Source organism: Pseudomonas sp. UBA4617 (assembly GCF_002386445.1).
GTDB lineage: Bacteria > Pseudomonadota > Gammaproteobacteria > Pseudomonadales > Pseudomonadaceae > Aquipseudomonas.
This window is the reverse complement of sequence record NZ_DGIR01000009.1, coordinates 144,972-168,518: the sequence shown is the minus strand read 5'-3', so window position 1 is coordinate 168,518 and position 23,547 is coordinate 144,972. Positions and strand designations below refer to the sequence as shown.

Below are 23,547 nucleotides of genomic sequence, written 5' to 3'. Positions count from 1 at the left end.
ATGAGTGATAACCCGAGCATCACGCTGCCCGCTGTCGACGCGATGCGCGCCTACTGGGCCGTGATCTCGCCGCTGATGGGTGGGACGATGGCGATGCGCGCCGCGGGCAAGACCCTGCTGCCGCAGTACCCAGCAGAGGATGACGAGGCCTACAAAGAGCGCCTGCGCCTCTCGACACTTCTGCCTGCGTACTCCGAGACGGTCGGCAACATGACCTCCCGCGTGTTCGCCGAACCGCTGCAGGTGGGCGACGATGTGCCTGCCGACATCGTCGAGATGACCAAGGACATCGACCACGCCGGCAACGACCTCAACTCCTGGTCGGTTGGCTTCTTCACTGAGGGCCTGAGCCACGGTCTGTGCCATGCCTTCGTCGATCATCCGCCCGCAGGCGAACTGAAGACCCAGGCCGACGAGCAGGCGGCCGGTGTGCGTCCATACGTTGTTATGGTGAGGCCTGAGCAGGTGCTGGGCTGGCGCTCTAAGGGCGGCGTCCTGACTATGGTCCGCTACATCGAGGTGGTCGAGGAGGAGGATGGCGAGTTCGGCGCCGCGTGCGTCGAGCAGATTCGCGTGCTGGAGCCGGGCGCCTGGCGAACCTATCGCAGGTCGGCCAAGGCTGTGCGGGGGAAGCAGGCCGCATCTGGCGGTACTTGGGAACTGCACGAGGAAGGCACCAACAGCCTGGCCGCTATCCCGTGGGTCACCTTCTACACCGGCCGCACCGGTTTCATGACGGCCAAGCCGCCCCTGATCGAACTGGCGCACCTCAACGTGAAGCACTGGCAGAGCCAGAGCGACCAGGACAACATCCTGCACGTTATCCGGGTGCCTATCCTGGTACGCATCGGTATCCAGACGCAGTACGACAATCAGGGGAATGTAGTTCCGCCAGAGTTCAAGGTTGGCACCGGCCAGCTGACCGACCTGCCCAAGGACGGCGACCTCAAGTACGTCGAGCACACCGGCCAGGCTGTCGAGTCAGGCCGAACCGCGTTGCAAGACTTGATCAACGAGATGCGCATGGCCGGGGCCAAGCTTCTGACCCCGGACAAGACAGCCAACAAGACCGCCACCCAGGCGGAAGAGGAGGCGGCGCAGGAACTGTCCCCGCTGGCGCGCATGGCTCATCACTTCGCCGACTGCTTGGCGCAGCTGCTCCAGTTCATGGCCGACTACCGCGGACTAGGCGACGGCGGCACCGTCGAGATGCGCGGCAACTTCGATGTCGACTACATGCCTGAGGTGTCGCTGCCGACGCTGGTGTCCATGGCCAATGCCGGGATGATTAGCAAGGAGACGCTGTTCACCGAGATGCAGCGCCGAGGCGTGATCAGCGATGAATACGACTGGGAAGAGGAACTGGCGAAGATTGAGGCCCAGGGCCCGGCCCTCGGTACGCTGTGATGAAGTCAGCCAACGAGAAACTGCTGGACGAACTGATCGGGCATGAGGTGGATCTTTCCAGGCTGAGCAACAGCCAGGTCGTGGCGATCATCAAGGTCCTGAACAGCGCCGACCCGGAGTTGCGGGCTGCGTTGATAGTGGCCCTCGACAGCCTGGATGCAGGCGCTTCCGTTGCGGCGATCGATGCAGCCCTGGCGCCTGTGCTGCGCATCAATCAATCGACGTTCTTTAGCCTGCAGCAGGCGCTCACAGGCGTGATCGACGGCGTGGCCAGCTACGAGATTGCTTTTCAGGCGGCCGCGCTGACAGCGGCTGTTCCTGAGCTTGTACAGGCACGATTTCCCGTTGCCGTGGCTCAGTTCAGCCAGGTGCGCGCTATTGCGCTGGCGAGACCATTTCAGGGCCGATTGCTCAGCGAGTGGATGGCCGGCATCGAGGCTGACCGGGCTGCGTCGATCCGCGATGCGGTTCGGTCCGGGGTTCTTGAAGGTCGCACGACGCCGGAGATCGTCCGGCAGATCATGGGCACCAAGGCGGAGAAGTGCGCCGACGGCATCCTGCAGAAGTCTCGCCGCGAGGTGGAGGCGGTTGTCCGGTCTGCTGTGTCCAGCACGGCAGAGGCGGCCAGCGACAAGGCGTTCGAGGCCAACAGCGACATCATCAGCCATGTCGAGTGGCTGAGTACGTTGGACAATCGGACCTCGACAACCTGCCGAATCCGTGACCGCCTGCCGTACACGCTGGGCACATACCAGCCCATTGGGCACAAGGTGCCGTGGCTGGCCGGGCCTGGCCGTATTCACTTCTGCTGCCGCTCGACCAAGCTGCCGATCCTCAAGAGCGCTTTGGCGCTGGGAATCAGCGACGCGGCTACCCGGGCGAGCATGGACGGCCAGGTGCCGCAGCAGACCACCTATGCGCAATGGCTTTCCCGCCAACCAGCATCCCGCCAGGACGAGATTCTCGGCCCGGAGCGGGGGAAGCTGTTGCGCCAGGACAAGCTGAAGCTGCAGGACGTCTACAACGACAAGGGCAAGTTCCTGACGCTCGATGAGCTGCGGGATCGGCTGTTGTAGCCCGCGCCACAAAACACCAAAGCGCCATTTCGTGGCGCGCAATTTCAAGGCCTCGCCAAGTGCGGGGCTTTTTCATGCCTGCGGTTCGGATGGACGGGGCGACCTGGGGCCGGATGGCTCACCAACAGGCCGGATGGCCCAGAGAGACGAAATGAAACTCAAGACTGTTGAAGTGGATGGCAAGCAGTACGCAGTGATCGAAGATGGCAAGCCCGTGTACACCGATGACGACGGCAAGGACGTCGCTTTCGATGCCGTGGGCACTCGAAACACCATCACCCGGCTGAATGCCGAGGCGAAGTCGCACCGTGAGCGCGCGGACAGCTTCGAGAAGACTGCGAAGGCGTTCGAAGGCATCGAAGATGCTGCGGCCGCCAAGAAAGCCCTGGAGATCGTCGCCAACCTCGACGCAAAGAAGCTGGTGGATGCCGGCGAGATCGAGAAAGTGAAGGGCGAGATCAGCAAGGCCTTCCAAACCCAGCTGGATGAAGCCAACGGCAAGGCGCAGACCTTCGAGCAGCAGCTGTATGCCGAGAAGATCGGCGGCAGCTTTGCCCGCTCCCAGTTCATCGCCGAGAAGATGGCTGTGCCGGCGGACATGGTCCAGGCCGCCTTCGGCAGCAACTTCAAGATCGAGGAAGGCAAGGTCGTTGCTTATGACGCCCAGGGCCAGAAGATCTTCAGCCGCGCTCGCCCGGGTGAGCTGGCCGACTTCAACGAAGCGCTCGAAACCCTCGTCTCGCAGTACCCCCATCGTGACCACATCCTGAAGAGTTCCGGCGCCAATGGCGGCGGCGCTCCGAACGGTGGTGGCCAGCACAAACCCACGAAGGGCAACTTCGGTGGCACCAAGGCTGAACGCCTTGAAGCCATCAAGGGCCTGACCGCAAGCGAATAAGGAGGCCCAATGGCCCTTTCGAACATGAAGGTGTTCAACGAATACCTCAAGCGCACCACCATCGAGACCCTGGCTCAGGATGTCGAGAAGTTCAACGCATCCTCGGCCGGTGCCATCCGCCTGACCACCCAGGGCATCGACGGCGACTTCCTGCAGGAATCGTTCTGGGCTGGTCTGCACAGCGCTCAGCGTCGCGTGGATCGTTACGCAGCCAACGGTGCCCAGGCATCTACCCCTCTGGCCCAAAAGCAGTACGACTCGGTGAAGATCGCCGGCGGCTTCGGCCCGATCCTGTGGGAGCCTTCCCAGCTCTCCTGGATCCAGAAGAACCCGGAAGAAGCGCTGGAAGTGATCAGCCGCAACCTGTCCGAAGCCATCATGGCTGACCAGCTGAACACCGCCATCTCGGCCCTGGCCGGCGCCATCGGCAACCAGCCGGCCGCCACCAACGACGTTTCGGCCACTGCTGGCGTTACCTACGTCGCGATCAACAACGCCCACGCCCTGTTCGGTGACGCTTCGCAGCGCCTGGTGGCCCAAGTCATGACCGGCGCCATGTACCACAAGCTGGTCGGCCAGAACCTCGCCAACGCCGAGCGCCTGTTCCAGTTCTCCGGCGTGCAGGTGGTCGACATCCTCGGCAAGGCCGTGATCATCACCGACGCCCCGGCACTGTACGAGGCCGGCACCCCGAACAAGCAGAAGGTTCTCAGCCTGGCCGACGGCGCCGCGGTGGTGATGGATGGCTCCGACCTGATCACCAACATCGAGACCTCCAACGGCAAGGAGCGTATCGAGACCACCATGCAAGCCGACTACACCTTCGGTCTGGGCCTCAAGGGCTACACCTGGGACACCGCCAACGGCGGCAAGTCGCCGACCAACGCAGAGCTGTCCACCGGCACCAACTGGGATCTGGTGGCGAACAGCATCAAGGCCTCGGCCGGCGTGCTGACCATCGGCGACGCAACCAAGTAATCGGTACCGCGCCTTTCGGGGCGCCTTCCCCAGGAGATCGCCATGAGCGAGAAAGTGATTTACGAGAAACACCCGGTCAGCCCTGAGCGAAAAGCCGAACTGCGGCAGAAGGGGTACAAGATCATCGATGCGCGCTTCGCGCCCGAAGGCTACGAGCACCCGGAGCCATTGAAGGAAGCCAAAGGCTCGAAGGCTGGCAAGTCCGCTGCCGACAAGAAGGCTGCCGAAGACGCCGAGCTGAAGGCAAAGCTACAGGCCTCCCTGATCGAAAGGGGCGTGCAATTCAGCCCTGACGCCAGCCTGGAAGACCTCAAGAAGCTGCTGGGCGAGGCCGCGTAATGACCATCTACATCACCGTCGAGCAGGTAGACGCCCTGCTTGGGCCGACCTGGGCGCCCGACGACCAGAAGGCCAGGGCGGTGCTGATGGCCAACACCTGGCTTACCAATCTCGGCCTGCCTGAGTTCGACCCGGTACCGGACGACGTCATCCAGGCCGGTGCCGAGATCGCCCGAGAGGCTGCGGCAGGGAACATCTACGGCAGCAAGGAGACCGGCGTGCTGAGCAAGTCGGTCAACGCTGACGGGGTTTCCAGCAGCAAAACCTACTCCGAGTCCTCACGCACCATCAGTGCGGGCGAGTCGTTCGCACTGGCGCTGCTGGCGCATTACCTGAACAGCAGCGGGCAAACCAAGATCGTGAGGGGCTGATATGGGACTTCGCGTTGAACTGCAGGCGGACCTGGCCCAGGCGTTCAATACGGACCTGGCCGACGCGGTGCTTGCCTTCGCGGGCGAGTACCTGGGGCCGGGCGTATGGGATCCGGTCAACGAAACCACCACCGCTCAGCCGGTGACCTACACCGGTCGTGGCGTGCTGTCGCGCTACGAAGACAGCCGGATCGACAACGTGAACATCCTGGTTGGCGACCTGCGCCTGACCGCGTTGGCCAACGAGGTCACGGATACCCCCGATGTCGGGCATACGATCACCGCGCCTGACCTGATGGACCGCTCTAAGCAGGTGATCTACCTGGTCAAGTCGGTGCGCGCCGACCCGGCCTCGGCCACCTACAGACTGCAGCTGAGGAAGTAGCCATGGCCAAGAGCAGGGGATGGAGCACACCGCCAAGCCTGTTTGCTGGTGTGGTCGAGGAGCAACTTGCCCTAAGGGTGCGAACAATCTCAGCTGAAATACTTCAGCTCATATTGCTGAATGCTCCAGTCGATACTGGCAGGTTCCGTGGCAACAACATCGTGAGCATCGGCGCTCCGGTCTATACGACCTCAGATGTAGTTGACCCTTCCGGAGGTGAAACTCTTGCTCGCGGGTTGTCAGTCATGACTGGCCTGGAGCCGTACACCCAGGTGTTTATCCAGAACAATCTGGTGTACGCGGTTCCGCTTGAGGACGGGCACTCGAAGCAGGCTCCCGCCGGTATTTACGGCGTTTCCTTCAACAGCGTCGCGCAGAAGTACAGCTCATGACCTTCGAACAGATCCGCGCCATCGTCATCGGCCGCATGCAGCAGTGGGCGGGAATTCCCGCAGACGCTGTCGATTACCCGAACCCGCCGAAGCCATTCAACCCGGCGGGTCGTGCCATTTGGGCCCGCCTGGCGGATGTTCCAGGCCTGAGCAGCACGCCAGAGGTCGGCATTGGCCCGTGTGTGCGCCAGACCGGCATCGTCATCATTCAGCTGTTCGTGCCGAGCTACAGCGGCACGTTGGCCATTACCCGGGCGGTCGACACATTGGTCGCCCAGTTTCAGTACTACAGCGCGCCAGAAGGGCCGTTCGATTTCTTCGAGGCGTCACCGCAGGTCGTCGGCGACGACGGCAACAACTGGTACCAGGTCAACGTCCGGGTGCCATACCGGGCCTACTGAGCCCCAACTTGCACCGCCACATGGCGGTTTTTTTACGCCTATCGATAGGAGATATACCCCATGTCCAGTGGTGCAAAGCGCTCTACCGCGTGGATTCGCGAAGTCACCCCGGGGATCACCCCTCCAGGCCCATGGAACGTGCTGACCCGCGTCAGCTTCGGACTGGTGCCCACCTACAACACCGAAGAGAACAACGAGATCGGCGAGACACGGATGTCGCAGGGTACCGCCCAGACGACCGTGGATGTGGGCGGCGACATCGAGACCAAGTTCCGCTACGGGGCCTTGGACGAGTTCCTGGCCTCTTGCTTCGGCGCGAACTGGGTCGGTAACACCCTGACCATGGGTAACGAGCGCATTTCGTTCTCCATCGCCGCCTATGACGCGGACGTTGGTATCGCCGGCATCGCCCGCGGCGCCCAGGTTGATACGATCAACATCGAGGTCCCTAACGATAACGAGATCAGCGTCACCACCACGTTCATGGCCACCTCGTGGCAGGACAAGGCCGACAATACTTCCTTCATCGTCAGCCCTGCGCCCGAGGCCAGCCAGCGGCGCTACGGCTTCAAGGATGTGACCGGGCTGAAGATCAACGGCGTGCAGCTGGGTGACGACAACGCGTGCGTTGACACCTTCAACCTGCAGTTCGCCAACAATTCTCAGACCCAGCGCTGCATCGGCAACGGCAACCCGTTCGCCGGCAACATCATTCAGACCACCTTCGTGCCTGGCGGCTCAATCACCCTGAGCTGGTCCAAGACCGCGTACGAGTACTGGAAGGCGCAGCAGACCGGCGATTCGCTCAGCTTCGAGTTCACCCTGAGCAACGCAGATGGCGGCTACACCTTCCTCATCCCCGAGATGGAAGTCAGCGGCGACTGGCCTGACGGTGGCGCCACCGACATCGTCCAAGTGGAACTGAACTACACCGCGCGCCGCGTGCCGCCGACCATCACCCGCCTGCCGGCGCCGATCGTTGTGGCTGCTGTAGATGCCACTCCGGCCACCCTGAGCTTGGCAGTGGGCGACACCGGCGAACTCGAAGCCGTGGTTACCCCGGCCGGTGCCAGCCAGCAGATCACCTGGACCAGTTCCGCCCCGGCCATCGCCAGCGTGAGCGAGACCGGCCTTGTCACCGGCCTGGCCGTGGGCAGCGCCACCATCACCGCGACCAGCGCTGCAGACGGCACCAAGACCGACACCTGCGCTGTCACCGTTACCGCTTAACCCTTTGCCCGGCGCGCCCTGCGGTGTGCGTCGGGCCTTTTACCGCAGAGGAATACCATGGGCATCACCATTGCAAAGAAGCCTGAGCTGGACATCAACGGCGAGCGCTGGGTGCACTTCAAGGTCGGCCCGGACGGTCTGGCCGTGAAATGCGACAAGGGGCCGGACACTGCCTCGATCCTGGTCGCGTCCATCGCCAACCCGATCTACAAGTCGCACCAGGCCGTGATCCGCCGGCACCTCGCCGCGCTGAACCAGCAGGCCGGGGTTGGCACCGCTGGCTTCACCGTCGACTCGATCCCTGACGTCGAGCTCGAAACCGACGACGACCTGTTCATCGACCTGGCCGCTAAACACCTGATCAAGGATTGGCAGGGTATCGATGTCGAAGAGCGACCAGGCGAGCCGGCCAAGTACACACCGCAGCTGTGCAAGGCGCTGATCGAGCAACTGCCCAGCATCTACTTCTTGGCCCTGCGCACCGCCCTGGACATCGCCAAGCGCATCGAGGAGCAGGCCCAGGCCACCGCGGAAAAGCAGTAGCGGCATATCGCTGGGGTAGGGACTGGGCCGGGCCGGAGAACGAGAAGAAGCGCTGGAAGCATGAGCGCCTCGGGCTGAAGGCCCAGGAACCGCCGGAGATCGACGACGTCGTCGCCGAGATCCTTGAGGCCTACGGCCACATCGGCCGATCCCGGCAGTACGTCGGCATGGTCGGCGCGCCGGCACCGATTGCGCCATCCGCGATCGCCGAATACCTCGACCGATACCCCTCGGTGATATGCCGCGAAGAGTTCGACGCCGCCATCTTCGCACTGGACGACGAGTTCCGCCGGCGGTGGGATGAGCAGAATCAAAAAGAGGGCGAAAAAGCCAGGACCAAGAAGTAGTAGCGGTATCAGGCCATCCGTTGGTCCGTGCACCCGCGAAGTGCTAGCATCCAGCCATACGTTCATACAGGGATGAGTTTATGTTTGCTGTGAGATTCTTGGTTTTGGCATTTCTGGCTGCTTACAGCTTCGGCATGGGGACCATACCGGCCAATGAGCTGAATGCCTTTGGCAAGTTGGTCGTGTTTTCTGGGCTGATCAGCGTGCCGCTGCTTTACATGCTTCCCACAATCGAAGCTAAGTTGCGCGGGCATACCAATATCGCCTCAATCGCGCTTTTTAACCTGTTCCTCGGCTGGTCGCTGATTGGCTGGGTAGTCGCACTGGTATGGGCCTTCAAAAAGCCAGAAACGGCACCTGCAGTGGCCGCTCCGAACAATGAGGCGCCGGCAGTGGAACAGGCTGCCGCAGCCACAAAAACCTGCCCATTCTGCGCTGAAGATATCAAGGTGGAAGCCATCAAGTGCAAGCACTGTGGCAGCTCCCTAGTGGGGAGCTAACACCAAACACATACAAGACCCGCTTCGGCGGGTTTTTTTATGCCCGGAGAAAGGTATGACCCAGGAATCCCGCCTGGCGGTAACGATCGACTCGCGGGGCGCAAAGCGCAATGCGGACGACCTGACAACATCCCTTGAGCGCATGGAGAGGGCCGGCGATGCAGCGGCCTCATCTGCCGATGGTGTGAGCAGTAGCCTTGATGATCAGCGCAAAGAGCTCGCCCAGTTGCTGGGTCAGATCAACCCCACGGTTGTCGCCTTGGGCCGTCTTGACGACATGCAGGAAAAGCTGGCCAAGCTGAAGAAGGCTGGCGTCGTCGAGAGCGACACATTCGTCGAGTACACCCAGCGCATTAACACGATGCGAGAAGCTCTCGGCGAAACCACCACGACCATGAACAAGGCTGGAATGTCGGCCAAGGCTTACCAGGCAGCATTGCGTGGAGTGCCTGCCCAGTTTACCGATATCGCGGTCAGCCTTCAGGGCGGTCAAGCACCGCTTACGGTCTTCCTGCAGCAAGGCGGCCAGCTTAAGGATATGTTTGGCGGCGTTCTTCCAGCCGCCAAGGCTCTTGGTGGTTATGTCCTTGGCCTGGTGAATCCGTTCACAGTGGCGGCCGCAGCAGCCGGAACGCTGGCCCTGGCATACTACAAGGGCTCCGAGGAGTCGGATCGGCTTACCGATGCGATCATCCGAAACGGAAACGCTGCTGGTACCAGCTACAGCGAACTGGCAGGCCTTGCAGAACAGGTCGCTGCTACAGGCGCGACGGTTGGCGCGGCATCGAAGGTTCTCGAACAGCTTGCCGGGGCCGGTAACGCCCTCACCCCGATGTATGCGCAGATCACCAAGGCATCACTGGCCTGGTCGAAGCAGACCGGGGAAGACGTTACCAAGGTGGTCCAGTCCTTCAATGAGATCGCTAAAGGTCCAGTTGAGGCGGTGAAGAAGCTCGATGCAGAGCTCAACTTCCTTACTGCAAGCCAGTACGCGAACATCCTCTCCTTGGAAAAACAGGGGAAAACAATTGATGCCGCCAGGGCCGCTACCGATCTTTATGCTACTGCATTGAGTTCCAGGTCGGCAGAGATGGAGAGCAATCTCGGCTCTCTTGAGTCCGCTTGGCAATCCCTGGGCAGCTTCGCCAAGAAAGCCTGGGACGCGATGCTGGATGTCGGTAGAAAGACCACTCCAGAGCAGGAGTTGGCTGACGTCTACAACCAGATCGCCGAAGCGCGTAAATCCATCGGCAAGTTTGGTTCTGCTGCGAGCAGCCTCATGGGTGTGAACCCGGACAGCCTGAAAGCGCTCGAAAAGCGAGCCACTGAGCTGCAAGGCCGTATTGCCGACGAAGCCTGGAAGGCGTGGGAAGGGAACACCAACAGGTTTGTTCAAGACTCCGGCAAAAAAGGCGTTGACTTGATCAACTCGACGTTCACTGCCGCGCAAACCCAGACCCAGAAGCTGCAGAAACAGCTGGAGGATCTCGACAAGGCCCGTGCCGATGCGATGGCGGCGGGCGGCTTCAATTCTGAGCAAGAAACAAAATACGCCACAGCCCGGAAGAACATTGAGCAGGAAATCGCGGAGATCAAAACCCGCGAGGCGAAGAAGAACGCGCCGAAGAACGTCAATCGCGGCGTTGCCGAGGCGGAAAACACCTTCGCTCGCCTCTATGGCCAGTACGACCCAGCAGCTCAGGCCGCCCGGGCGCTGACCAAGGAGCAGGGCCAGCTGGACCTGGCGCTGAGCAAAGGCAAGATCAGCCAGGAGGAATACGGCAAGGCGCTGGCTCAGGCCTCCATGAACTATGCCGCCGCGATCAAGGGCGCGCAGGGCCTGACCCAGGCCGAGCAGTACCGCGCGCAAATGGAGCGGCAGTTGGCCACCCAGCGCATGGAGTACGCCGCCCAGGCGGACGCCGTGGGCATGGGCCAGAAGGACGCCTATCGCATGCAGGAGCGCCTGCGGATTGAGCAGGAGACGAACAACCGCATCCTGCAGCTGCAGACTGAGCTGGCCAACGCCCAAGGCGAGAAGCAGCGCCAGGACCTGCAAGCCCAGATCGATATCGAGCGTGAGTTCCTGCAGAAACGGGTTGCTGCACAGCGCGATGGCTGGGCCCAGATCGATCAGGCCCAGGCAGACTGGAGCAACGGCGCCCGCGGCGCTTTCCAAGACTATTTGGATAGCGCCAGAGATGTAGCAGGGCAGACTCGCGACCTGTTCAATAACGCCTTCGGCAACATGGAAGGTGCAGTGGTCGATTTCGTGAAGACCGGCAAGCTTTCCTTCAAGGACTTCGCTGACCAGGTTGTCGAAGATCTCATCCGTATTCAGGTCCGGCAGGCAGCGGCAGGCTTCCTTGGGTCTGCGCTTGGGTTCCTGGGTGGTGGCGGGGCGGCGGCATCCGGCAGCGGCACCATGACAGGGTTCAGCGAGACGATCTCTCGGTCTGGCTTCTCGACTGGCGGCTACACCGGTGACGGTGGCAAGTTCGAGCCGATGGGCGTGGTCCACGGCGGCGAATATGTGATCCGCAAAGAGGTGGTAAGTCAGCCCGGGGCTCGCGATTATCTGGATCGCTTGAACGCCAAAGGATACGCCAGTGGCGGTTTCGTCGGGGTGAGCCCTGCGGTTGCGGCTGCAGCAGTTCCGGCAGCGCCTTCAACTGGCGCCATGCCGTCCATCATCCAGCACATCAGCGTGCAAGGCACCGCAGACGAAGCGACCCTGGCCCGCATTCAGCAGGCAGCCCAGAAGGGCGCGCAGGATGGCTACAACCTGATGCTGCGCGACTTCAAGATGAACGGGCCGGCGCGGCAGCTGATCGCCCGCAACCGATAGTAAGAAGGAGTACTGCATGGCTATCCAATGGCCGGCATCGCTGCGCCCATCTGAAATGACGTGGGGCTTAGTCAACAACAGCCGCGCCTTTACCTCGACGCTCTCGAACGCCCAGCAGATCGTCGGGCAGCCGGGCGCGTACTGGCAGTGCACCCTGACGTTCGGTCTGCTTACCCGTGAGCAGGAGCGCGAGCTGTCGGCGTTCCTCGGGCGCCTGGACGGGCTTTTCGGCACGTTCAACCTGCCGGCGTTCACCCGGACCCGAAAGGTGAGCGTGGGAAGCCTCACCGTTGTGTCAGGGGTGGCCCAGGCCCGGGCCATCACGGTGGCCGGCGCCGCCGCGAACACCCCAGTTTTCGCCGTGGGGGATTACCTCACCGTGGCCGGGGAGATGTTCGAAGTGGTGGAGCCTGCTGCTTCCAACGCCCAAGGCCAGGCCATCGTGTCGGTCAACAAGCGCATCCGCAAATCGCTGATCGCCGGTACGCCGGTTGAATACCTCAACCCCTACGCCGAATGCCGCATGACGCAGGACACGTGGAACATGACGGTGCGGCCGGTTGTGGCCAGTGGCAGTTACCAGTTCAGGGAGGCCTTCTGATGCCCTCGACGTTCCCATTCAGCCAGAGCGTGGTAGATATCATCGCCACCGGAAAATTCCTCAGCGTGTACGCCTGCCAGCTCGACTTTGAAGACGGCCCTGTATACGCGCACACGGGTACCGGCGACCTGGTGATCGGCGGCATCACGTATCTGGGGGTAGGGCAGTTCGGCGAGGTAGGGCAGTCGCAGGAGAGCGACAACTCGAACTCGCCCATGTCGATCGACCTAGCACTCACCGGCCTGGACAGCTACATCATCACCGAGACCAATATCCGTGGCTGCCGCGGGCGCTCTGGCAAGCTGATGTTTGTCGTGTTCGACGAGCAGGGCAACTACGCCGCCGACATTCTGTTCTCCGGCCGCATGGACGCCGCCACCATTTCCTACGCCGGCAACGGCGAGGACGGCAACAAGATCACCGTCCCGATCGTTGACCGGATGGCCGAGTGGAGCCGCACGGGTACCGAGCGCTTCACCGACGAGAACCACCGCGCCCGCCACCAGGGCGACCGCTTCTTCTATGCCATCGCCCAAATGTCCGAATGGCCCATCTACTGGGGCTCCAAGAAGGACTCCCCGACGTTCACCTACGAGAAATAGCCATGCGCTACCGAGACTGGACCACTCGCCTCAGCGAAGTGATAAAGGCCGCCTTAGAGCGGCCTTTTTCATGGGGTGAATTCGATTGCTGCCTGTTTGCGGCGGACTGCGCGGTAGCGGTGTGCGGTACCGACCCGGCCGAGGCGTATCGCGGCACCTACAAGACCGAGGCGGGCGCGAAGCGGGCTCTGAAGAAGCGGCACGGCAGCCTCGAGGCGGCTTGGGATGCCTGCTTCGCCCAGGTTGCGCCGGCTTTCATCCAGCGCGGTGACATTGCGATGTACGAAGCGCCTGGTGGCCGGTCCATGGCCGTGTACTGGGCAAACGAATTCTGGGCGACCACTGACGACGGGGTGGCCCGCGTGGTGTGCGACCCGCTTGCAGTCTGGAGAGTTGAATAATGTCAGGTGGCGTCAGGAAGATTGCTCAGGTCGCCGTCGGCGCGGTCATTGGCTTCGTGCAAGGCGGCCCGGTGGGCGCCGCCATTGGTGCCGGCCTGGCGTTCTACATGGCCGAGCAGCAGGAGAAGCTGAACACCAAGTCGCCGATGCGCGACAATGAGCCTTCGGCTCAGACCGTTCGCTCGTCCAAGGCGCCCGCCCGCTTCATCCTTGGCCGGGTCAGCACGGGTGGCGTGCTGGTCTGGGCGCAGGAGCAGGTCGGTGATCAAACCGATGGCGAGTGGCTGCACCTGGTCTACGTCCTTTGTGAAGGCCCGGTCGACGCATTGGAGAACATCTATCTGGGCGAGGAGGAGATCGCCACCTATGGCGAGCATGCCTCCTATGAGCTGGTCGTCAACCCGACCCAGGTGAACGCCTTCCTCAAGGCCAACTGCCCGGACTGGAAAGGCGAGCAGATCGGCCGCGGGCTGTCGTTCGTGCGCCTGTCGCTCAAGTACAGCGCCGAGAAATTCCCGTCCGGCATCCCTGACGCACGCTTCATCGTCCGTGGCCGCAATGACATCTACGACCCGCGCAGCGGCATGTCTGTGTACTCCGAAAACACCGCGCTCCACATCCTCTGGTTCCTGCGCAACCGCTGCGGCGTGCCGGACGATGAGATCGTGTTCGAGACGTTCGCCAGCGGCGCCAACATCTGCGACGAGTCGGTCGCCAACCCTGACAACACCACCAGCCCGCGTTATCGCAGCAGTTGTGTGATCGGGGCCGACGAGCAGCGTACGAACGTACTGCAGAAGCTCGAAGCTGCCTGCGGCGGCCGGACTATCCGTGTGGGTGGTCGCTGGATGTTCCAGGCTGGGGCCTACTACGGTCCGTACGACTTCGAGATCACCGAGGACATGGTGGTCGGCACCATCATCGGCAGCACCGAGCCGACCAACGACGCCGCGATCAACACCGTGCGCGGCACGTTCATTGACACTTCTCAATCGTGGACGGAGACCGACTACCCCGAGGTCAGCATTGCAGAATGGGTCATCGAGGACGGCGGCGAGGCTGCAGAAACGCTGTCCTTTTCCTACGTCACTGATGCCTATCAGGCCCAGCGCTTGGCCAGCATCGAGCTGCGCCGCCGGCGCGCGGGCGGCACCATCAGCATTCCCATGAACTTCCTGGGCTACAACTGCCGGCCAGGCCGAGCCGTGCGCGTGAACCTGCCGTCACTGAACATCCTGGGCGAGTTCATCGTCACCAACTGGAGTATGGGGGCGGATCAAGGGTGTACCGCCCAGCTGCAGCAGTACGACCCTGCACAGTTTGACGACGCCGTTGGCCAGCCATACAACCCAATCGGCTTTATCAAAATGCCGGCGGGTGGCCTGGGTAGTCCCACTGGGCTCACTTGGTCAACCGATGATAACGCCGAGTCGGTACAAGGCATTTTGTCCTGGGCGGCGCCTTCTGGCGTGGTGATCAGTTACGCCATCACGGTTCGCCAAGGCTCGACCGCAGTTCAGGCGCAACAGGTGCCGGCGACGGCGCTCAAGCTGCCTCTGTCTGGTCTTCCATCGGGTAGTTACACCATGAGCGTGGCCGCTCTTGGGCCGCTGACTCGCTCCGGCGAGGCCAGCATCACGGTGAGTATCGACGGTCCGCCAATCCCGGAGTCGTGTGTTGTCCAGGCGACCATCGACACCATTACTCTGATCCCGAGCAATACACTGCATGGACTCAACGGCGGCACCTACGAGTACTTCTTCTCGACGAACCCGCAGGCAACCGAGGGTGAGTACCTGGGCCAAGGCCTGTCCCTGACCCACACCGGCCTGGCATTTGCCACCAACTATGCCTATTTCGTTCGCTCGAAGAATGCCTACGGGGTGAGCGCCTTCCTGAAAGTGGTGGCCTCTACATCGACTGATGTCGAGAACATGCTCGATGCGCTGAAGGACAAGATCGAAAACGGACAGCTGGCGCCGGCTTTGCGCGAGAACATCGGACTTATCTCTGGCCCGCCGACCATGCCCGGGTCTGTTAATGCTCGCCTCAAGGAGGTCAACGACCAGCTGCAGGAGCAGATCGACGCCGTTACCGACCTGGCCGATTCAATGCCCTACGACCCGGACAAGACCTACACCATGGACCAGGGTGTGCTGGGCGCCGATGGAAAGATTTACCAAGCCCGCCAGGCGGTTCCGCTCAACACCCCGCCGCCGAATGCCACCTACTGGACCGACGTCGGCCAGGCAGTGCGCACGGCAACTGGCTTGGCCGCGCGCGTGACCACGGTAGAGACCAAGGTCACCGAGCAGGACGGCGAGTTGACAGCCCAGGCGCAACGTATCGATTCGGTGCAGACGAGTCTCGATGGCAAGGCGAATGCCTCGACGGTGGACTCGATCGCCAACCGCGTGACGCAGACCGAGCAGGGACTCACCTCGCAGGGCTCGGCGATCACCGGTCTGACCAACAACCTCGATACCACCAACGGCAAGGTCACTGCCGCGCAGCAGGCGGCCCAGGCAGCGTCGGATGCAGCGGGTGCAAAGGGGGAGGTGATATACGGTTCCACTGCGCCGGTAGCAGCCAAGCGTCTGGCGCAGAACCTTTGGATTGATACCACCAACAACGCCAACACGCCGAAGCGCTGGAACGGGTCGGCCTGGGTGGCGGTTACCGACAAGGTGGCCACCGACGCGGCGGCAGCGGCGGCATCTGCCATCGCTCAGCTGGCCAGCAAGGCTGATGTGTCGGCACTACAGGCCCTGCAGACGACCGTAACGCAGCAGGGCACAACCATCACCAGCCAAGGCACCTCGATTACCCAGATCAAGGCGTCCATCGGTCAGCAACCTGACAACCTGATCCTGCGTGGCAGTTTCGAGGATGGCCTTATTGATCCTTGGACCGGTGATGCCCGGATAACCAACGTCTCGGCGCATCCCTCAGCCGGCAAAGGCGTTTCGTTCTATACGAACAGCTTCTGCGGGGTGGAAACAAACATAGTGACTGCTGGCGGCGAACAGTTTGATCTGTCGGCAGATGTCTGGCCGGGCTACATGACATCTGGTCAAACAGCCCGGCTGCAGATGCAGTTCTTCGACAAAGCTGGAACCAACCTGGGCTATTTCAACGCTTTCTCGGTGGTGGCTGCGGCGACAGGATTCAAGTCCTACGTCGGGCGCGTTACTGCGCCGGCGGGTGCTGTATCGGCACGGTTCTTAACCCGTACTGAGCCGGCGGACGGCACTGGTCGGTCGCTGTGGTGCAACATCGTTGCGCGCCGCGTCACCGCTGCCGACACTGCTAACGCGGATGCCATCACCACCCTTGGCGCGAGTGTCACCCAGCAAGGCGACACCCTGACCAGCCAGGGCCAGGCCCTGACGCAACTGCAAAGCAGCGTGGGCGGAATTGGGGGGAGCGGCGCCAATCTGCTCGACAGTGTCTACAGTTGGCTGACTTCGGCTGCGTTGCCAGTCACTGGGGGCGCGTTGTTGACCAAGACTGGAGTGGCGGTGCCTGAGGCTGACTCCGGGTTTGGCTACTCTCTGGTAGCAGATACCAACAGCCTGTTTTCTTACATTGTGCTAGCTCCAACCAACAATCCGACGGCCTTCAACATCCGGGTTGAGCCTGGTGTTTACCTGGTGTCGATGTATGTGAAAGGCGGCACGGCCGGTTCCATGATGGCCAACCTATACGACGGAGTGACCTCTCGCTCGGTAACTCAGCCGTATACCACTGAGCGTACGCGCATCACGTTCCCAATCACCATTACGGAAAGCGGCAAGGTCGGTTTGCTGATCTATCCGAACCGGCATGCAGCGCCAAGCGCATCGATGGTGGTGGACTCGATCATGGTCGAGAAGCGAATCGGGGAGAGCAGCACCCCGTCGCCGTTTGTTGCCGGGCCCAGTGCTCGAGCGGTTAGTGGTCAGGCCACTGCCATCAGCCAGATGGACACGGTTGTGAAGCAGCAGGGCACGGCCATAACCGCGCAGGCCAATCGCCTGGATGGGCTGTATGTCCAGGTGAATCCGGAAATGGAAGGTGACAGCTCCGGCCTAGCTGGCGCTACGGGTGGCCTGGTGGGTGTCTGGACCGAGCAATCGGCCCGGATCGAGGACGGCATCGCCATGGGGCGGCAGGTCGAAACGGTCCAGGCGCAGATAGGCCAGACCAATGCGTCGGTTCAGCAGGTCAGTGAGGTCATGGCTGACATCAACGGAAGGGTATCGGCTCAAACCACGCTGAAGGTCGAGACGAACCAGGGCGGTCGCAAGGTAGTCTCGGGCATCGCGATCGGCAGCAATGGAGAGGAGGGCGAGATCCTGTTGATGGCCCAACGGCTGGCGATCATCGACAGCCTGAACGGCCAGACGATCCTTCCGTTCGTGGTCGAAGGCGGACAGGTGTTCATCAACCAGGCGGTGATCAATACCGCGTTCATTCAGCAGATTGTCGCCGGTATGACCATTCGATCTGCTGCGCTGAACGCCCAGGGCCTACCGTTGCTGGAGATCAACTTCGCAGCGGGTACGTTCACGTTGAGGGGGCAGGATGCCAACGGTTCAACGCTGCTCAACAACGGCGGTCTGTACGTCTACGACGCCAATGGCGTCGAACGGACAGCAGTCGGGAGGCTTACCTGATGACTGATCTGTATGGGCTCCGGGCGCGGGATGCGTCCGGGGCCATTACGTTGGACACGACAATCACTCCAATCCGGTCGTTGAAAATGCTGCAGGTCACCGGAAGTGGTGCCTTTGATCAGTACATCGCAATTCCCGAGATACAGGCCACGTCATTTGTTGTGGTTGACGCTTTGTTTGATGGAGGTGAGGAAACATACAGCCCTCAGGCCTGGTACTCCCCGGGACAGCTTCAGTTGCGCCAAGCTGCAAATAGGCAGTGGCAGGTAATGATTTTGTCCCAGGGCGGTGAGCCCTTCTCAGCGCCGGGCAGCTACGGGATACGGGCTTTCAACAACAATGTTCGCACCCAAATCGACGCCGTAAACCGGGTGCTAACGATCCGTTACAGCGGCGACCTGAACATCGGTTTTCAAGGCCCAGGAAGCGGTTCGCAGATCCAGTGGGGTGAGGTGACGTTCGCAACACCAATCACCACCTATGAGCGCCCGCTGATTTTTCTCAACGCTGCCAACTACATGATGGTTGGCAACTTCCATGTGAAAGGAAGTCCGGGTAATTGGACGGGGTTTCGCATAAAGGCTTGGAACAACAATCAGGCGCATGGCGAGGTCGCGTTGTATCCAATGCAGATCAAGTGGTTCTGCGCGAGCTACATGACCCCCAACACACCGGCAGGCAGTTATGGAGCATCCGTTCGAGACGCCTCTGGCAACCGGACGTTTGTCACTACAGCCAACCTGTCGCTGCTGAACGGCCAGCCTGCCAGCAACAGTTTCATTCAGGCCGGCGACCCGATTGCCGTGGGTGCCTACTACGCCCCGAGCCAGCAAATGCCATGGACAGGCAGCTATGACGACTATGTCCTGGCTAATGCCTTGTTCTCCTGTACCAACATTCAGCAGACCACCCAGCCGATCCGGGCCAACTTCGGAGGCTTCTTGCCTGGTAACCGCTCGGTCTTGCAGATGTATTGCGACAACGCCTCGGGGATCAACCCGCTTACCGCCAACGGGCGAACGCTGTTCGCTTCCAGGCCAATGAAGCCGCTTTAAGGAATCTATATGGCAAAGCAAGTAATCAATCTAGGAAGTGCGCCTAACGGCGCCGGAGGGGACGACCGTCGAAGCGCCTGGTTGAAAGCCATCGCCAACTTTGACGAGTTGTACAACTGGATTGCCACCGGATTTCAGAAGGGCAACATTCTCGGCGCGGTCAGCCAGGCCGGCGGTGTGCCCACAGGCGCGCTGCTACAACGCGGCTCCAACTCCAATGGGGAGTTCATCCGCCTAGCTGACGGCACCCAGGTTTGCTGGGGTGTCATCACGGTACCGAAACAAGCATTGAATACCGCAGCCGCTGGCCGTGCCGTCATGCCGGTAGCGTTCGCCACGGCGCCGCGCGTCCTTGCCACAGCATTGGGCTCGATCGGGGCGAGCGGTAACCAAGCCGGCATTGGCGAGCAGGCCTACAACGGCATCTGGTGGAGCGCGACCACGAATACGGTGTATGCCGATTCCTGGTCCTATCGCTTCGCCACCACATCCGATATTCAGTATCAATACATCGCTATTGGCAGGTGGTTCTAATGCGTATCAAGTTGAGTCCAGTGCTGCCGGTAGCCCCGGCCTCGCTGACGATCTACAAGCAAGGCGACAGTCTGACCATCAACGGTCTGACCCTGGACTTTTCCCAGCTGCCGGATGGCGCCACGTTGCCGGCCGAGGCCACCGGTTGCCCTTGGGTGATCGCGCCAGTCGAGCGTGTGGCCGGTGAGCTGGTGGTGGTGCTGCAGCTCCCCTTGCCGATCGATGCCAGCCAGGCGGCACGCTTTCCGCGTGACATCGTGTCGCCGGCTGATGGCCTGGTGGCGCTACCTATCCCTGAGGCCGAGCACCCGGCGCCGACGCTGGGATTTGCTGCGATCGACTGGAGGCAGCTGGTGACAGTCGAGGACAAGGCCCTGGCAGCGTCCGAGCAACTGCGTGCGACCGCCACGGCGGAGATTGCCCAGCGCCGGGCAGCCGCGGATCTGGCGATCGCCCCGCTGCAGGATGCGGTAGACCTGGAAGAGGCCACTCCCGGGGAGACCGACGCGCTGAAGGTCTGGAAGCGCTATCGCATTGCGCTCAACCGATTACCTGAGCAGCCCGGTTTCCCCGAAGCCATTGATTGGCCTGAACTGCCGGCCTGATTCGACGACACCCCAACCCAACCGCCGCCCGGCGGTATTTTTTTGCCTGGAGAAAGTCATGCCTTTCATTGTCTTCAACAAATCCAACGCTTTCGACCCGGTCCACCAGACCGAGTATGAAACAGCTGAGCAGGCTGACGCAGTTGCCCGGGACCTGCTGCGTACTCAGCCTAGCTCCGTTCTGCTGGTTGCTCAGGTACTCAAGCGCTACACCGCCGAGGTAACTGTGTCGGTGCAGGATGTTGAGCCGGCACAGGAGGGCGCTGAATGAGCACTCCTCGTGGCATCCGGAATAACAACCCCGGCAACATCGATTTCAATCCCCGCAACGCCTGGCAGGGCCAACTTGGCCTGGAGACCGGAGTGCCAAAGCCGCGCTTCGCCCGGTTCGACGAACCCGAGAACGGCATCCGCGCGCTGGGTAAGCTGCTGATCAACTACCGCGGCAAAGACGGCATGCCCGGCCTGGGCGGGAAGGGCATCGATACCGTGCTCGAGACCATCAACCGCTGGGCGCCGAGTAACGAGAACGACACCCAGGCCTATGCCGCGGCTGTTGCCAAGCGCCTGGGCGTACGTGCCACTGACCCGATCAACATCAAAGACCATGCCACGCTGCGCGAAATGGTGGTCGGCATCATCGTGCACGAGAACGGCGGCAACCCGTACCCGGACCCGGTGATTGACGAGGGTGTGCGGAGGGCGTTGGCATGAAGTCGTGGGCAATCAGATCGTTGATCCTGCTGGCGCTGCTCGCGTCCTACTGGGGCGTGTACCAGCACGGCAGGTCAGTGGAGCGCGCCGCGGCTGCTAAGGCATCAGCAGAACGTGACAGTGGTGACCGTCTGGCCGAGGTTGTCGGCGAGCGTGGAGCCCGGCAGGAAGAACAACGACGCGCCCAAGCGCAGGAGGAGGCGAGAGCACATGCCCATGAAGAAAGAACGATTGCTGACTCTGGCGCTGCTGGCGCCGATACTGCTGGCGAGCGGTTGCAGCACGAAGGCGCCAGGCTCGCCGCCACCGTCAGTTGCCCCGGCACGGACACCGCCGCTATCGCCCGAGGCCAGGCAGCCATCCGCGCCGCCATGGTGCTCTCCCACCTGCTCGCACGGGCTGATGCTCGAGCGGGAGAACTGGCTAAAGCTTACGACTCAGCCAGAATAGCCGGAAGGCAATGCGAGCATGAGTACGATGCGCTACGCGGCAAAGGCGCTGGGGCTTATTAAATTCAAGGCCAGGAGTGACCGCATGGGCTGCTTTTGGTACTGTGCGCTGCTGTGCGGCAGTCCGGAAGGCGGGCGATATAGCACCAGTTCAGACAAGGTGTCGGAGCTGAGACTTTGAGAACCTCGAGACGACGATGAAGCGGCTTGACGAAAATACCAAGGAAATCAATTTTGCCATCGGGCAATCCCGGTGGCGTCGTCGTCTAGGGCGAAAAGGGAAAAAATATAACCCAGATAAAGTTCAGCCGGTTCGTCCATTGCTTCATAAGGATGTAATTCAGGCGCCAAAATATATTTCCATATATGAGTTTGAGGGGAAGATGAGCCCGTACTTTCAAACTATGGCGTTTATTGAGGCAATCCGGAGTAGGTATAAGGCTCGGGACTGTATTGTAGACTTTTCTCAAACTGAGAAAATATCGGCGGCGGCTTTGGTTGTGGTTTACGCCGCTGTCGAGATGGCGGGCGCTGGCAGATCAGGAAAAGCTGAGGTTTCCTTCTCGCGAAAGTCTCCAGCAGTCAACGCTGCTATCAGGTCGAGTAATTTGCACAAGCTTATACATGGTTTTGAAATAAAGTATTCACTCGATAGCGCTAGGCATATGCCTATTGTTTCCAGTGTTGGAAGTGACCAGATGGATGAAATTGTAGATTTCATTCAGGGGCGTATTTATGATGATCAAATGAGCCCGGACAAAGAACATGTTTATGGTGATGCGGTATCTGAAACCATAAATAATGTTCGACTGCATGCTTATCCCGACTCGCCAGCAGAGCAAAAGCGCTGGTGGTTAATGTGCAGCACTTTCGGCAAAAAGCTATACCTTGCTATCTACGACTGCGGGGTTGGTATTCCAAAAACTGTAGTTGAAAAGCCTTGGTTTTTTCAATTGGTTAAGCACAAGGATCCTAAACTTTTCGATGAGTTGCTTAAGGATATACCTGGGCTGGATGGTTTGGGTATTCAGATCTTGAAGCCGATAGTGGTTCGCGTTCCGGATGAGAGGCTCATATATTATTCTATGCAGAATGATGTTAGTGGGACTAATCAGGAGAAACATGGCCAAGGAAGTAAAAGTATTAAGGCTTTGGTTAACGACACCCAAGGAGGGGTGTTGTGGGTGTTTAGTAATAATGGGCTCTACACTTTCAGGCAAAAAAATCAGCAACCGGCCGAGGCTAAGTTGCGGAAAAAGTTTCCTGGTACGTTAGTCCAATGGAATATTGAGATATGAGCACTTATACTATTGATGTAGTCAAGCAGTTCAGCAAAAAGCCTTACGGTCGATACCCCGAAGACGGGGAAGGTTGTGGCGAAAATTTTAGAAAGATGTGGCTAGTTCCTAAGCTTCGTGAGTTTGATCACGTACATGTCGTACTTGACGGTTACAATAGGTATGGTCGCTCATTCTTGGACGAGGCCTTCGGTGGGCTAATTCGCGAGGAAGATTTCACCTTCGAGGAGCTCCAGCGGAAATTGACCTACTCGCACAGTCTCGTTAAGAGTATTGAAGCCCTCATCAAAGATCGGATTGAAGCGGCGGCTGGGCTGAGCTAAATGAACTTTCAGAATCTACCGGGTCAGCTGTTGGTTTTACTATTTGGGTGGATGTTCACTTTATATTTGCAGCACAACTCAAATCGGCGGACAGAAGCTTTAAAGCGTAAAGATAAGATTGTAGATCGTCTGGGAGATTTGGCCGGCTGGGTTGACGATGAGGTGACTAAAAGTAATTTTAAACCGACTCTGAGCGAAACGGCTTATACAGGCTTGCTGTTAGAACTTGAGCTGCGCATCAAGCAGTTCAATGGACATGTAGGTAGTGAAATTATAAGCTTGACTTCCCTAGGGAAGCTGAGGGGTATTGATTTTTTTGATGAGATCGGGCGCGAAGAGCTTACTTATCAAGTGAGAGAGTTGGCTTCTGAAATTGTCGAAGAGATTGAGCTTGGATGTAACGAGCTATATTTCAATAATTCGCTACTCTATCGTGTAAAATTTTTCATGCAAGACTTGAAAGGAATAGTGGTAGGGCTGCTTGCCTTGATTCTTTTCGTTGTCTTAGTAGGTGTTATCGACCGCACTTTTTTTCACAGATAGAATGAGGTTGTCGGAAGATGGCTCAATGGGGCCCGTTGTATTCCATGCC

At 60.3% G+C, this 23,547-nt stretch carries 27 protein-coding genes; all 27 read left to right on the top strand.

From position 1 onward, the window contains the following. The 27 genes from B4L76_RS03045 to B4L76_RS02910 all read left to right on the top strand — a co-directional run bounded on the left by B4L76_RS03045 (position 1) and on the right by B4L76_RS02910 (position 23,498). Positions 1 to 1,407: a DUF4055 domain-containing protein gene (locus B4L76_RS03045; protein ID WP_296230423.1), complete on the top strand. Its 1,407-nt coding sequence runs from the start codon at positions 1 to 3 to the stop codon at positions 1,405 to 1,407. Continuing rightward, positions 1,407 to 2,483 carry a hypothetical protein gene (locus tag B4L76_RS03040; protein WP_296230422.1) on the top strand — a complete coding sequence of 359 codons (1,077 nt, stop codon included), beginning with the start codon at positions 1,407 to 1,409 and terminating at the stop codon, positions 2,481 to 2,483. The genes B4L76_RS03045 and B4L76_RS03040 overlap by 1 nt, the downstream gene beginning before the upstream one ends. Positions 2,484 to 2,634: 151 nt before the next feature. Beyond that, entirely contained in the window at positions 2,635 to 3,381 is a 747-nt protein-coding gene (locus tag B4L76_RS03035; protein WP_296230419.1) for a DUF6651 domain-containing protein, read from the top strand. A 9-nt stretch (positions 3,382 to 3,390) separates the two neighbouring features. Continuing rightward, the gene (locus tag B4L76_RS03030; protein ID WP_296230417.1) at positions 3,391 to 4,359 is read left to right on the top strand and encodes a major capsid protein; all 969 of its coding nucleotides are present in this window, start codon (positions 3,391 to 3,393) and stop codon (positions 4,357 to 4,359) included. A 42-nt stretch (positions 4,360 to 4,401) separates the two neighbouring features. After that, a complete protein-coding gene (locus tag B4L76_RS03025) occupies positions 4,402 to 4,698 on the top strand; it encodes a hypothetical protein (RefSeq protein ID WP_296230416.1) in 297 nt (98 codons plus the stop codon). After that, positions 4,698 to 5,069, top strand: coding sequence for a hypothetical protein (locus B4L76_RS03020; RefSeq protein ID WP_247282990.1), 372 nt, complete (start codon positions 4,698 to 4,700; stop codon positions 5,067 to 5,069). Before B4L76_RS03025 ends, B4L76_RS03020 begins: the two co-directional genes overlap by 1 nt. 1 nt (position 5,070) lies before the next feature. Further along, positions 5,071 to 5,454 (top strand): glutamate 5-kinase, encoded by a 384-nt coding sequence (locus tag B4L76_RS03015; protein ID WP_296230415.1) that lies wholly within the window; start codon positions 5,071 to 5,073, stop codon positions 5,452 to 5,454. Between the two features lie 2 nt (positions 5,455 to 5,456). Continuing rightward, positions 5,457 to 5,846, top strand: coding sequence for an HK97 gp10 family phage protein (locus B4L76_RS03010; RefSeq protein ID WP_296230414.1), 390 nt, complete (start codon positions 5,457 to 5,459; stop codon positions 5,844 to 5,846). Next, positions 5,843 to 6,247 carry a phage tail terminator-like protein gene (locus B4L76_RS03005; RefSeq protein ID WP_296230413.1) on the top strand — a complete coding sequence of 135 codons (405 nt, stop codon included), beginning with the start codon at positions 5,843 to 5,845 and terminating at the stop codon, positions 6,245 to 6,247. Before B4L76_RS03010 ends, B4L76_RS03005 begins: the two co-directional genes overlap by 4 nt. Before the next feature lie 60 nt (positions 6,248 to 6,307). Further along, a complete protein-coding gene (locus B4L76_RS03000; RefSeq protein WP_296230412.1) occupies positions 6,308 to 7,477 on the top strand; it encodes a phage tail tube protein in 1,170 nt (389 codons plus the stop codon). A gap of 57 nt (positions 7,478 to 7,534) precedes the next feature. After that, positions 7,535 to 8,020: a hypothetical protein gene (locus B4L76_RS02995; protein WP_296230411.1), complete on the top strand. Its 486-nt coding sequence runs from the start codon at positions 7,535 to 7,537 to the stop codon at positions 8,018 to 8,020. A gap of 167 nt (positions 8,021 to 8,187) precedes the next feature. Next, complete coding sequence (locus B4L76_RS02990) at positions 8,188 to 8,367, top strand: hypothetical protein (RefSeq protein ID WP_296230410.1); 180 nt, start codon at positions 8,188 to 8,190, stop codon at positions 8,365 to 8,367. Between the two features lie 80 nt (positions 8,368 to 8,447). Next, a complete protein-coding gene (locus tag B4L76_RS02985; protein ID WP_296230409.1) occupies positions 8,448 to 8,867 on the top strand; it encodes a superinfection immunity protein in 420 nt (139 codons plus the stop codon). A gap of 55 nt (positions 8,868 to 8,922) precedes the next feature. Next, positions 8,923 to 11,715 carry a phage tail tape measure protein gene (locus B4L76_RS02980; RefSeq protein ID WP_296230407.1) on the top strand — a complete coding sequence of 931 codons (2,793 nt, stop codon included), beginning with the start codon at positions 8,923 to 8,925 and terminating at the stop codon, positions 11,713 to 11,715. Between the two features lie 16 nt (positions 11,716 to 11,731). Next, positions 11,732 to 12,316, top strand: a complete 585-nt coding sequence (locus B4L76_RS02975; protein ID WP_296230406.1) for a hypothetical protein — start codon at positions 11,732 to 11,734, stop codon at positions 12,314 to 12,316. Then, positions 12,316 to 12,918 (top strand): hypothetical protein, encoded by a 603-nt coding sequence (locus tag B4L76_RS02970; RefSeq protein WP_296230404.1) that lies wholly within the window; start codon positions 12,316 to 12,318, stop codon positions 12,916 to 12,918. The genes B4L76_RS02975 and B4L76_RS02970 overlap by 1 nt, the downstream gene beginning before the upstream one ends. A 2-nt stretch (positions 12,919 to 12,920) precedes the next feature. Next, the gene (locus B4L76_RS02965) at positions 12,921 to 13,319 is read left to right on the top strand and encodes a DUF6950 family protein (RefSeq protein ID WP_296230402.1); all 399 of its coding nucleotides are present in this window, start codon (positions 12,921 to 12,923) and stop codon (positions 13,317 to 13,319) included. Further along, on the top strand, positions 13,319 to 17,977 hold the full coding sequence (locus B4L76_RS24220; protein WP_349679063.1) for a phage tail tip fiber protein: 4,659 nt from the start codon (positions 13,319 to 13,321) through the stop codon (positions 17,975 to 17,977). Before B4L76_RS02965 ends, B4L76_RS24220 begins: the two co-directional genes overlap by 1 nt. Beyond that, entirely contained in the window at positions 17,977 to 19,032 is a 1,056-nt protein-coding gene (locus B4L76_RS02950; RefSeq protein ID WP_296230400.1) for a hypothetical protein, read from the top strand. Before B4L76_RS24220 ends, B4L76_RS02950 begins: the two co-directional genes overlap by 1 nt. A gap of 9 nt (positions 19,033 to 19,041) precedes the next feature. Continuing rightward, positions 19,042 to 19,566 carry a hypothetical protein gene (locus tag B4L76_RS02945; protein WP_296230399.1) on the top strand — a complete coding sequence of 175 codons (525 nt, stop codon included), beginning with the start codon at positions 19,042 to 19,044 and terminating at the stop codon, positions 19,564 to 19,566. Further along, positions 19,566 to 20,171, top strand: coding sequence for a tail fiber assembly protein (locus tag B4L76_RS02940; RefSeq protein WP_296230397.1), 606 nt, complete (start codon positions 19,566 to 19,568; stop codon positions 20,169 to 20,171). Before B4L76_RS02945 ends, B4L76_RS02940 begins: the two co-directional genes overlap by 1 nt. A gap of 58 nt (positions 20,172 to 20,229) precedes the next feature. After that, positions 20,230 to 20,442, top strand: a complete 213-nt coding sequence (locus tag B4L76_RS02935; RefSeq protein WP_296230395.1) for a hypothetical protein — start codon at positions 20,230 to 20,232, stop codon at positions 20,440 to 20,442. After that, entirely contained in the window at positions 20,439 to 20,885 is a 447-nt protein-coding gene (locus B4L76_RS02930; protein WP_296230394.1) for a structural protein P5, read from the top strand. Before B4L76_RS02935 ends, B4L76_RS02930 begins: the two co-directional genes overlap by 4 nt. Beyond that, complete coding sequence (locus B4L76_RS02925; protein ID WP_296230393.1) at positions 20,882 to 21,397, top strand: DUF2514 domain-containing protein; 516 nt, start codon at positions 20,882 to 20,884, stop codon at positions 21,395 to 21,397. Before B4L76_RS02930 ends, B4L76_RS02925 begins: the two co-directional genes overlap by 4 nt. Before the next feature lie 134 nt (positions 21,398 to 21,531). Further along, positions 21,532 to 22,632 carry a hypothetical protein gene (locus tag B4L76_RS02920; RefSeq protein WP_296230392.1) on the top strand — a complete coding sequence of 367 codons (1,101 nt, stop codon included), beginning with the start codon at positions 21,532 to 21,534 and terminating at the stop codon, positions 22,630 to 22,632. Beyond that, positions 22,629 to 22,955, top strand: a complete 327-nt coding sequence (locus B4L76_RS02915; RefSeq protein ID WP_296230391.1) for an STAS-like domain-containing protein — start codon at positions 22,629 to 22,631, stop codon at positions 22,953 to 22,955. Before B4L76_RS02920 ends, B4L76_RS02915 begins: the two co-directional genes overlap by 4 nt. After that, positions 22,956 to 23,498 carry a hypothetical protein gene (locus B4L76_RS02910; RefSeq protein ID WP_296230389.1) on the top strand — a complete coding sequence of 181 codons (543 nt, stop codon included), beginning with the start codon at positions 22,956 to 22,958 and terminating at the stop codon, positions 23,496 to 23,498. The last annotated feature ends 49 nt before the right edge of the window (positions 23,499 to 23,547 follow it).

Excerpts from the sequence above, each read along its gene's own strand:
- B4L76_RS02965 (WP_296230402.1), top strand. The coding sequence starts at position 12,921 with ATGCGCTACCGAGACTGGACCACTCGCCTCAGCGAAGTGATAAAGGCC.
- B4L76_RS02995 (WP_296230411.1), top strand. The coding sequence starts at position 7,535 with ATGGGCATCACCATTGCAAAGAAGCCTGAGCTGGACATCAACGGCGAG.
- B4L76_RS03020 (WP_247282990.1), top strand. The coding sequence starts at position 4,698 with ATGACCATCTACATCACCGTCGAGCAGGTAGACGCCCTGCTTGGGCCG.
- B4L76_RS02930 (WP_296230394.1), top strand. The coding sequence starts at position 20,439 with ATGAGCACTCCTCGTGGCATCCGGAATAACAACCCCGGCAACATCGAT.
- B4L76_RS02925 (WP_296230393.1), top strand. The coding sequence starts at position 20,882 with ATGAAGTCGTGGGCAATCAGATCGTTGATCCTGCTGGCGCTGCTCGCG.
- B4L76_RS03040 (WP_296230422.1), top strand. The coding sequence starts at position 1,407 with ATGAAGTCAGCCAACGAGAAACTGCTGGACGAACTGATCGGGCATGAG.
- B4L76_RS03005 (WP_296230413.1), top strand. The coding sequence starts at position 5,843 with ATGACCTTCGAACAGATCCGCGCCATCGTCATCGGCCGCATGCAGCAG.
- B4L76_RS03025 (WP_296230416.1), top strand. The coding sequence starts at position 4,402 with ATGAGCGAGAAAGTGATTTACGAGAAACACCCGGTCAGCCCTGAGCGA.
- B4L76_RS02945 (WP_296230399.1), top strand. The coding sequence starts at position 19,042 with ATGGCAAAGCAAGTAATCAATCTAGGAAGTGCGCCTAACGGCGCCGGA.
- B4L76_RS03045 (WP_296230423.1), top strand. The coding sequence starts at position 1 with ATGAGTGATAACCCGAGCATCACGCTGCCCGCTGTCGACGCGATGCGC.
- B4L76_RS02985 (WP_296230409.1), top strand. The coding sequence starts at position 8,448 with ATGTTTGCTGTGAGATTCTTGGTTTTGGCATTTCTGGCTGCTTACAGC.
- B4L76_RS02940 (WP_296230397.1), top strand. The coding sequence starts at position 19,566 with ATGCGTATCAAGTTGAGTCCAGTGCTGCCGGTAGCCCCGGCCTCGCTG.
- B4L76_RS02970 (WP_296230404.1), top strand. The coding sequence starts at position 12,316 with ATGCCCTCGACGTTCCCATTCAGCCAGAGCGTGGTAGATATCATCGCC.
- B4L76_RS02950 (WP_296230400.1), top strand. The coding sequence starts at position 17,977 with ATGACTGATCTGTATGGGCTCCGGGCGCGGGATGCGTCCGGGGCCATT.
- B4L76_RS02935 (WP_296230395.1), top strand. The coding sequence starts at position 20,230 with ATGCCTTTCATTGTCTTCAACAAATCCAACGCTTTCGACCCGGTCCAC.
- B4L76_RS03000 (WP_296230412.1), top strand. The coding sequence starts at position 6,308 with ATGTCCAGTGGTGCAAAGCGCTCTACCGCGTGGATTCGCGAAGTCACC.
- B4L76_RS02990 (WP_296230410.1), top strand. The coding sequence starts at position 8,188 with ATGGTCGGCGCGCCGGCACCGATTGCGCCATCCGCGATCGCCGAATAC.
- B4L76_RS24220 (WP_349679063.1), top strand. The coding sequence starts at position 13,319 with ATGTCAGGTGGCGTCAGGAAGATTGCTCAGGTCGCCGTCGGCGCGGTC.
- B4L76_RS02920 (WP_296230392.1), top strand. The coding sequence starts at position 21,532 with ATGAAGCGGCTTGACGAAAATACCAAGGAAATCAATTTTGCCATCGGG.
- B4L76_RS03035 (WP_296230419.1), top strand. The coding sequence starts at position 2,635 with ATGAAACTCAAGACTGTTGAAGTGGATGGCAAGCAGTACGCAGTGATC.
- B4L76_RS02980 (WP_296230407.1), top strand. The coding sequence starts at position 8,923 with ATGACCCAGGAATCCCGCCTGGCGGTAACGATCGACTCGCGGGGCGCA.
- B4L76_RS02910 (WP_296230389.1), top strand. The coding sequence starts at position 22,956 with ATGAACTTTCAGAATCTACCGGGTCAGCTGTTGGTTTTACTATTTGGG.
- B4L76_RS02975 (WP_296230406.1), top strand. The coding sequence starts at position 11,732 with ATGGCTATCCAATGGCCGGCATCGCTGCGCCCATCTGAAATGACGTGG.
- B4L76_RS03030 (WP_296230417.1), top strand. The coding sequence starts at position 3,391 with ATGGCCCTTTCGAACATGAAGGTGTTCAACGAATACCTCAAGCGCACC.
- B4L76_RS03015 (WP_296230415.1), top strand. The coding sequence starts at position 5,071 with ATGGGACTTCGCGTTGAACTGCAGGCGGACCTGGCCCAGGCGTTCAAT.
- B4L76_RS02915 (WP_296230391.1), top strand. The coding sequence starts at position 22,629 with ATGAGCACTTATACTATTGATGTAGTCAAGCAGTTCAGCAAAAAGCCT.
- B4L76_RS03010 (WP_296230414.1), top strand. The coding sequence starts at position 5,457 with ATGGCCAAGAGCAGGGGATGGAGCACACCGCCAAGCCTGTTTGCTGGT.